Consider the following 6,919-nt stretch of genomic DNA (forward strand, 5'->3'; position numbering starts at 1 on the left):
GATTATTGCCAATACAGAGTATGGCCTATATGCCAAGACAATGGGCGGAGGCTCCGTGAATACAGCGACAGGTGAATTCAATTTTGCGGTCAATGAAGGCTATATCGTGCGCAACGGAAAGATCGAAGAACCGGTCAAAGGTGCAACGCTCATCGGCAAGGGGATCGATGTTCTCCAGAAAATTGATATGGTAGGCAACAATCTAGATCACGGTCAAGGCATGTGCGGCTCATTGAGCGGCAGTATTCCCGTCAATTGCGGCCAGCCAATGCTTCGTGTGTCCAGCATGACGGTCGGCGGAAGAAAGGGGGAATAAACGATGGCATTGGAAATTGCAGCATTTCAACAGCATCTATTTGAAGAAGGGCATAAACAAGGCTGCGTGAAGATGGAAGTCTATTACGAGCAGACTCGTTCAACTTCTGTGCATGTCTCTAAGGGAGACATCGACGCATTTACAATTAAGGAGACGGGCGGCGTCTCATTTCGCGGCGAATTCAACGGAAAAATGGGCTATGCCTATTCGGAGAGATTAGAAACGGATGTCATTGCATTTCTGATTGAAGAAGCAAGAAGTAATGCGTATGCACTCGAAAGCAGAGAAGTAGACCAGTTGTTCCCTGGAGCGCCTACTTATCCGCAGGTCAAAACCTATGAAGCAGAGCTGCTGCTCACGGCACCACAGCTTCTCATTGATGCAGCGATGGACATGGAGCGAATCGCGCTGGCAGCCGATGAACGGATTACCTTAGTGAAAGGTTCTTCCGTTACGCTTACCGAGAATGAGGTTATGATTGCCAATACGGAGGGATTGAATTGCCGCGCGTCATACAGCACTGCAGTTGGCAGCCTATCCGTTGTGGCAACGCAATCTGGCCAGACGACGACGGGCGATTGGTTCGATTACTCCATGGAACGCTTCGAGGATATCGACTTCAAGGCTATTGCTCACAAGGCAGTTGAGGAAGCGGTGTCAAAGTTGGGGGCGGATACCATATTGTCCGATCAATATCCAGTTATATTCCGTCATGATGCATCCAGCAAGCTGCTAGGTTCTTATACGTCCATCTTCTCAGCAGAGGCGGTAAATAAGGGCTTCTCAGGCTTGAAGGATAAGATCGGCGAGCAGATAGCGGGAAGTAATGTCACCCTTGTGGATGACCCGCTCATGAATGGCGTTCTGGGTGCTTGTTCGTTCGATGCAGAGGGGTATGCCTGCACGTGTACGGAAGTGATTAAGGAAGGCAAGCTGCTCACTTATTTGCATAATGGGAAGACGGCAAGCAAGGCTGGATTGGTCTCGACAGGTCATGCCTCTAAGGGTGGGTACCGCGGTAAAATCGGGATTGCGCCTCACAATATGTATGTACTTCCAGGTTCAACAGCACTTGAGGACATGATTGCAGGCACGGAGAGAGGTGTAATGATTGTACAGCTGCAGGGTCTGCATGCGGGAACGAATGCCGTATCCGGCGAATTCTCGTTATCCTGTACCGGCTTCCTTATCGAGCAGGGGAAAGTCGTACGTCCTGTCAATCAAATTACGGTATCCGGCAACTTGTTCGAGATGTTGAAGCAGATAGAGGTTGTAGGCAGTGATATCCGATTTACAGGCAGATGTAATGCGCCATCGTTGAAGGTGAAGGGCTTGACGATCTCAGGAGCATAAATCCGAAGCAAATGCAACACAGGAATTGGATTTGACAGGAAAGAAGACCGCTTTCTATAATGAATTGTTATAATAAGGTCGGTAGATAACAGCAGGAGATGCAGCATGACTGAACTATCAAAAAAAGAAACGTTTATTTTTGGGTTAATGCTTTTTGCTTTATTCTTTGGTGCAGGTAATCTCATATTTCCACCCGCAGTTGGATACGCGGCAGGTGCAAGTGTATGGCAGGCGATGGGAGGATTCTTAATTACCTCAGTAGGACTGCCGATTCTAGGTGTTGCAGCAATCGCTAAATCTGGTGATTTGCAGTCGCTTACAAATCGCGTTCACCCGGGATTTGGGTTTGTATTTACCATTATTACGTATTTAGCGCTAGGGCCGTTTCTCGTCATTCCGCGTGCCGGCAGCGTTGCGTTTGAGATGGGAACAGCCCCGCTTCTTCCTGAGCCGCTTCGAACAAGCGGCTGGTCATTATTGACGTATTCCGTGATTTATTTTGTCATCAGCTATTGGTTGTGCTTGAATCCATCGAAGCTGTTCGAGCGCATCGGCAAAGTACTGACACCGATATTGTTGGTGATGATGATTATCGTCTTCATCCAGAGTTTATTCCATCCGCTCGGGGACTATGGTGTGCCTGCCGAAGGGTATGAACAATATGCTGCTTTTAAGGGTGGTATAGATGGTTACTCGACGATGGATGCCTTGTCCGCTCTATTGCTTGGTAGTGTCGTCGTATCGGCAATACGCAAGCGTGGCGTTACGAACACACAGAAGCTGTCTGCCATCACGATTAAGGCTGGGCTGATCGCAGGTGTATGTCTCGCCATCATTTACATGATGATCGGATACCTTGGCTCTACGAGCCATTCTGTAATCGAAGGGGCTGCGAATGGCGGTCAAATATTGACTGCAATCGTGCTATTCTTATTTGGAAAATGGGGCACCGTACTGCTTGGGATTGTATTCCTTCTTGCTTGCTTAACGACTTCTGTTGGCCTGTTGGCAGCGTGTGGAGAGTACTTCCATTCCATTATGCCGCGTATTTCGTATAACAAGTGGATTGGAATCTTGTGTGTCGTAAGTGTAGGCGTAACCAATTTGGGTCTTGATCAGATTATTTCATTTTCAGCACCAATCGTGTCCGCCATTTACCCACTTACCATTGTTCTCATCATTTTGGCGTTGTTTCATCGCATGTTCCATGGGCATTCAGCCGTATATATTGGCAGCTTGCTCGCAACTGCATTTATTAGCATTGTGGATGGCTTAAAGCAGGCGAATATTGAAATGGGAGAGGTTGAGAGACTGTACAGCCATCTCCCGTGGTATACAGCTGGACTTGGCTGGGTCGTTCCTGCCATTGCGGGGGCAATTGTCGGCTATTTGTGGGCATTTGCTCGCAAGGAGTCACAGGATAGTCAGCCAACGGAAACAACAGAAGCAATCGAATAATGGTAGAGTGAGTATAAGCTTAATTTCCTTAGTTAGGAGATTAAGCTTTTTTTCATCTGGCTGTATGAATAAGCAGAAGGAATACTCGAACGGGGAGCGAATAGAATCAGGATAAGTTGTTGTGCATTTGCTAAGGCAGTATGCAAGAAAGGGGATCAAGATACGATGATCGTGAAAATGACACATTCGAATAGGGATGATTACAATAAGCCAGACGACGACGGGTTTACTGTGATTGGTCGGATTGTTCCCACCTATAAAAATGATACATGGTCTTATACAGAAGAACGATTTGATGAGCCGTATTTCAAGCAATATGAAGAGGAAGAATTTGATAACCGTTATATAGAGGACAAAGATAAGGCAGTGTTCTTCTATTACGGGGAGGGCAGCTGCGTCGGACAAATGAAAATTTGTTCAAACTGGAATGGATTTGCGCTCATTGAACAAATTCAAGTTGCAGCAGCTTGGAGGCACAAGGGAATTGGAACTGCATTATTGAAGACGGCTGTGGAATGGGCGAGGCAAAATAACTGTGCTGGTCTTATGCTTGAGACACAGGATGTGAACATTCAAGCGTGTCGCTTATATGCCAAGTATGGCTTTGTCATTGGCGCAGTAGACAATATGATGTATGCGAATTTTGCAACTGCGAAGGAAAGAGCGATTATTTGGTATTATAAGTTCTCGCGTTAGTTACAAGGGTGAAGCCTCCTTCTCATAAGGCAGGCTTTTTTTGTTGCGCGGAAATAGTGCCTTTGTATTGAAGCAAGTGTATTCGATTCGCTCTACAAATATGTTCGTAAGGTAGAATTACCGACCCTGAATATAATTGTGTCTTTATTGTGAAAAATATGTGTCAATTCCGTTAACGTTAATGGTATAATAAGGAATGACAACAAAGAAACTTCATACAACCTATCATGCATATCAGAATGGGGCGGATGAAATGAATTATCAGGTGAAGGTTCCTACGCGAACAAAAGCGATATTGGGAGGCTCTCTGTTATTTAGTGCCGGAATGCTGCAAATTGCGGCCATGACAGAGCGGACATTTCCTGTATTGTTCTTCATGCAGATGGCGGTTATTGGCATTGTCGTAATGTCATTGATAGCGGGAGCATACGCGACATGGGTGAAGCGGACAGTCGAAATAGATCCAACTTCAGACACAATTCGCTTGCATGGCAATGTGTATCATGCAAATGAGATCGAATCCATTAAGATAAAAGGCGTCAATTCCCCTGCAATTGGTATACAATTAAAATCGAAGCATATAATTCCGTTGAAATGTTGTTTTTCCTTCACGAAGGGCGATCAGCGTGGAAATGAGGAGCTTCTGAAATGGGCGGAGCGCAATGGCGTTCCTGTGAAGCAAACATATTTCATTACGTGGATTTAACAACAGAGGATATGCTAGGGAAGGGAGGCGCTGAAATGATTCGGGAAGTTGCTACATTATCCATTAAGGCTGGTATGCGCAATGATTTCGAAAGCGCCTTCCGTCATGCATCTTCGATATTGGAAGCTGCAAGAGGGTATATCACACATGAATTGCATAAATGTGTAGAGGCAGCCGATCGATACATAGTGATTGTACAGTGGCACTCTTTGAAAGAGCATGCGGTTGGTTTTCGTTATACCGTGCAATATGAACAATGGAATGCGCTGCTTGAAGCTTATTATGAGTCACCTCCACAGGTGGAGCATTATGTGCAAATCCCGGTTCACTTGAAGTAGTGCGTTATCATTTCACGTTGTCTACTCTTTTGTCTATATACAGCGTGCCGTCACGTTGTATCTCTGCATAGAAGATTTCCTCGATTTGCTCGGGAGAGCATCCTGCTTTACGCAGCGCTTGGCTTAACCATTCCTTCGTCAGGTTAAGGTCAAGGAGATTTTTATAGACGATGGAGCCATCAACGATAATCTCGGTAGGCATATACAATGTAGGTTGCACGCACACTTTCAGGTCCTCTTTCGTAGGGGACTCTTTTTCGGCTTTTTTGAGTACACTCATTCTTCCATGCGGTTCCAGAATTGCATAATCAACATCTTGAATGGAGAAGACATCCTTTTCGCGAAGCAGCATGCTAATATCATCCATGTTGAGATGCATGGACGCCATTGCTTTTTCGAGAATCTTTCCTTTTTGATGACAATGGTAGGTTCACCGTCTAAGAGTACGCGAATTCGTGGGAACTTTAAGGACAGCTTACCGGTTCCTATTGTTAGCAGGCTCCATACCGTTAAGCTTATGATTCCGTCCACAACTGAAATATGAGTCTCAATCGCGATATCCGCAGCGATAGAACCGAATGTGATTCCTGTGATGTAGTTGAATAAGGTAATGTGGCTCATTTGTTTTTTGCCTAGCAATCGGCTAAATGTAAGCAAAGAGATGAAAGCAAAAATAGTACGGGCTATGACTTCCACGGATGCACGCTCCTTTGTAATTGGAGTTTGTCCCACCCTCTTTGTAAATATTCGATGTAAATCCTGATTAGAGGTACATAGAGCTCGATGTCTTCATGTGAGAGGCAAGTTAATCATCCATTAGCAAAGTATAATGAGATGCCGCGGCTGTTATAGATGAGGGGGATACATATGGCTTGTCAACAAGAAGATTTGACCGTTGATATAATGAATGTACCTACTTCTGTATTTGGTGAAGTAGAAAGTGCGTTCGCCAATGATCAACGCCGCTTACTGGTTAGCGATAACCCTGAAATATTAAATGAGTCCTCATTCCCGGGGACAACGTGTACCTTATGGCATGATATCGTGTGCTCCGATGAGGAATCTGTCACGCATCGCCTATTCGGATGGCATCGCAATGAAACAGGACAACCGCTGCAGCTAGGGGTGACTGTACAAAACCTGTCCACATCTACCCGGATAGCCATTCAGCATATCCACAGGGATATCCATATTGAGCCGTTGTCCAATCAGATGATTCAAGTAGGACAATGTCTTGCAAAGTCTTGTTTAAGCAGAACGCTGGAACATTATACTTCCGTAGACCAACACGCAGATGTGACTAGCACAGCAATGATTGAGTCGGTAAGGCTGGATACCAACTATTTTGCAGGGTTCATCTATGAGTTTACGATAGAACGGGATTCAGGGGCAGGGGAGATGGAGTATGCCATCCGTACAGTCGCAAGTCGGGACGTCACTGCTGATATAAGACTCATTCATTCAGATCCGCTGACTCCATACTGCACTCATCCTAGAGGAAGCTGGCCTTATGCCGAGGTTCATGCAAGTATGCCTGCCTATATTATAGGGACAGAGCGTGTATACCGTGTGTGTGCCCGAAAGAAGATGAATGGAGAAGTGGCTTCTGACTTTTTGTTTGCCGCAAGTGCAAGTGAATTACGGGAAGGTGCGGTTGATAATACCGGTCAATTCGGTGCTATTTACTTGGTGGATATTCCGCTGCATAATGATACGGAGGAAGAAGCGGTTGTTAGCATTTATGTAAATCCTCGAGGGGGAGCATTCGCAGGGGCTATTTTCGTTGATGGAAAAGTAATCGGTGTACCGCTCATGATGGACAACACGAATGTATGCTTGATTGCGAAGGTTGTGGTTCCTGTTGGTGTTCGTACCTTTCAGTGCAAATTGATGACGGCAGGAGAATCCAATTTACCGCTCGGCATTTATTTGAAGTAGTGGTTTAGAGTAGTGATATGAAGTAGTCATGGAAATGAAAAACTGAAGATTGGAACTAAGGGATGTGGTCGTTTCGATGCAAATGTATGTCGGGTTACTGCGTGGAGTTAACGT

9 protein-coding genes are annotated in these 6,919 nt (G+C 45.5%); 7 read left to right on the top strand and 2 right to left on the bottom strand.

Annotation, left to right across the window (positions count from 1 at the left end; all coding sequences use genetic code 11):
* From AZ66_RS24805 to AZ66_RS24830, 6 genes are all read left to right on the top strand, one after another.
* The coding region (locus tag AZ66_RS24805) for a metallopeptidase TldD-related protein (RefSeq protein ID WP_044357326.1) at positions 1-316 on the top strand (316 nt) is incomplete at its 5' end.
* Between the two features lie 3 nt (positions 317-319).
* Positions 320-1,669 carry a TldD/PmbA family protein gene (locus AZ66_RS24810; RefSeq protein ID WP_231587036.1) on the top strand — a complete coding sequence of 450 codons (1,350 nt, stop codon included), beginning with the start codon at positions 320-322 and terminating at the stop codon, positions 1,667-1,669.
* Positions 1,670-1,774: 105 nt separating this feature from the next.
* Positions 1,775-3,127 carry a branched-chain amino acid transport system II carrier protein gene (brnQ, locus tag AZ66_RS24815; protein WP_044357327.1) on the top strand — a complete coding sequence of 451 codons (1,353 nt, stop codon included), beginning with the start codon at positions 1,775-1,777 and terminating at the stop codon, positions 3,125-3,127.
* A gap of 165 nt (positions 3,128-3,292) precedes the next feature.
* Positions 3,293-3,823 (top strand): GNAT family N-acetyltransferase, encoded by a 531-nt coding sequence (locus AZ66_RS24820; protein ID WP_044357328.1) that lies wholly within the window; start codon positions 3,293-3,295, stop codon positions 3,821-3,823.
* A 196-nt stretch (positions 3,824-4,019) separates the two neighbouring features.
* A complete protein-coding gene (locus AZ66_RS24825) occupies positions 4,020-4,529 on the top strand; it encodes a hypothetical protein (protein WP_021260319.1) in 510 nt (169 codons plus the stop codon).
* A 35-nt stretch (positions 4,530-4,564) separates the two neighbouring features.
* Positions 4,565-4,867, top strand: a complete 303-nt coding sequence (locus tag AZ66_RS24830) for an antibiotic biosynthesis monooxygenase family protein (protein ID WP_044357330.1) — start codon at positions 4,565-4,567, stop codon at positions 4,865-4,867.
* A gap of 7 nt (positions 4,868-4,874) precedes the next feature.
* Here AZ66_RS24830 and AZ66_RS33640 read toward each other — a convergent pair whose 3' ends face one another.
* The gene (locus AZ66_RS33640; protein WP_331436937.1) at positions 4,875-5,255 is read right to left on the bottom strand and encodes a DUF421 domain-containing protein; all 381 of its coding nucleotides are present in this window, start codon (positions 5,253-5,255) and stop codon (positions 4,875-4,877) included.
* Positions 5,144-5,563 carry a DUF421 domain-containing protein gene (locus AZ66_RS33645; protein WP_331436938.1) on the bottom strand — a complete coding sequence of 140 codons (420 nt, stop codon included), beginning with the start codon at positions 5,561-5,563 and terminating at the stop codon, positions 5,144-5,146. Before AZ66_RS33645 ends, AZ66_RS33640 begins: the two co-directional genes overlap by 112 nt.
* A 171-nt stretch (positions 5,564-5,734) precedes the next feature.
* Here AZ66_RS33645 and AZ66_RS24840 point away from each other — a divergent pair, with 171 nt between their 5' ends.
* A complete protein-coding gene (locus tag AZ66_RS24840; RefSeq protein WP_052648845.1) occupies positions 5,735-6,805 on the top strand; it encodes a hypothetical protein in 1,071 nt (356 codons plus the stop codon).
* Positions 6,806-6,919 lie beyond the last annotated feature (114 nt).

This window comes from Paenibacillus sp. E194, assembly GCF_000935845.1.
Taxonomy (GTDB): Bacteria; Bacillota; Bacilli; order Paenibacillales; family Paenibacillaceae; genus Paenibacillus_B; species Paenibacillus_B alvei_B.

Bases quoted from the DNA above. Each gene is read 5' to 3' on its own strand.
- AZ66_RS24810 (WP_231587036.1), top strand. From the start codon at position 320: ATGGCATTGGAAATTGCAGCATTTCAACAGCATCTATTTGAAGAAGGG.
- brnQ (WP_044357327.1), top strand. From the start codon at position 1,775: ATGACTGAACTATCAAAAAAAGAAACGTTTATTTTTGGGTTAATGCTT.
- AZ66_RS24820 (WP_044357328.1), top strand. From the start codon at position 3,293: ATGATCGTGAAAATGACACATTCGAATAGGGATGATTACAATAAGCCA.
- AZ66_RS24825 (WP_021260319.1), top strand. From the start codon at position 4,020: ATGACAACAAAGAAACTTCATACAACCTATCATGCATATCAGAATGGG.
- AZ66_RS24830 (WP_044357330.1), top strand. From the start codon at position 4,565: ATGATTCGGGAAGTTGCTACATTATCCATTAAGGCTGGTATGCGCAAT.
- AZ66_RS33640 (WP_331436937.1), bottom strand. From the start codon at position 5,255: ATGGCGTCCATGCATCTCAACATGGATGATATTAGCATGCTGCTTCGC.
- AZ66_RS24840 (WP_052648845.1), top strand. From the start codon at position 5,735: ATGGCTTGTCAACAAGAAGATTTGACCGTTGATATAATGAATGTACCT.